Origin of the sequence: Bacillus sp. JJ1503 (genome assembly GCF_036965125.1) — a bacterium.
Taxonomy (GTDB): Bacteria; Bacillota; Bacilli; order Bacillales; family Cytobacillaceae; genus Cytobacillus.
Window position 1 is genome coordinate 1 of the sequence record NZ_JBALOZ010000419.1, and the last position, 685, is coordinate 685.

Below are 685 nucleotides of genomic sequence, written 5' to 3' on the forward strand. Positions count from 1 at the left end.
GTTTGTGGATTACGACCTTTTCTTGCAGATCGTTCACGAACTTCAAACGTTCCAAATCCAATTAATTGGATTCTATCTTCTTTAGCAAGTGTGTTAGTAATTGTTTCAACTATCGCATCAACTACATTCCCAGCATCTTTTAATGTTAACTCTGTCTGTGTTGATACAGCTTTCACTAATTCTGTTTTATTCATTTTTATACACCTCAATTTTTATATACATGTAGCAATAAAAAACATATCATAATTTCTTCTTTTTTTCTATTTTAAGTATAAACTAATTAGATAAAAATTTGATTTTCAAACTCACACTAGAGTATATTTCCCATGCCGAACAACTGTATTTGGCATTTCGTATCCTAAAGCTTTTGCATCCTTACTTGAAATTTCGACTAATACACTATTAGTCCGAACAAGAAACACTCTACCTTTATATGTATTACTTCTTCTTTCAAAAAGGATAGCATCCCCTGCATTTGCTCTCTTTTTACCAGAAAATTCACTCTTTTCTTTTTGCATTTTCTGTTATTACGCTCCTATTAATATTATTCAAATGGCTGATTTCTATTGACTATAAGGAAGATTATTCTGTTTAGATGAATAAAATCAACATTAAAAAGATATGATACTTAAAAAAAACCACCTTTCTAAAATTATCTAAACTCAGATCGCTTCCTTACTTTGTG

At 29.8% G+C, this 685-nt stretch carries 2 protein-coding genes; both read right to left on the reverse strand.

Features of this window, described 5'->3' with window-relative positions:
• Positions 1-194, reverse strand: a 194-nt coding sequence (locus tag V7149_RS24195; RefSeq protein ID WP_335348124.1) for an HU family DNA-binding protein, incomplete at its 3' end; no start/stop codon positions are given.
• A gap of 111 nt (positions 195-305) precedes the next feature.
• Entirely contained in the window at positions 306-518 is a 213-nt protein-coding gene (locus tag V7149_RS24200; RefSeq protein ID WP_335348125.1) for a DUF2187 family protein, read from the reverse strand.
• Positions 519-685 lie beyond the last annotated feature (167 nt).

Bases quoted from the DNA above. Each gene is read 5' to 3' on its own strand.
- V7149_RS24200 (WP_335348125.1), bottom strand. From the start codon at position 518: ATGCAAAAAGAAAAGAGTGAATTTTCTGGTAAAAAGAGAGCAAATGCA.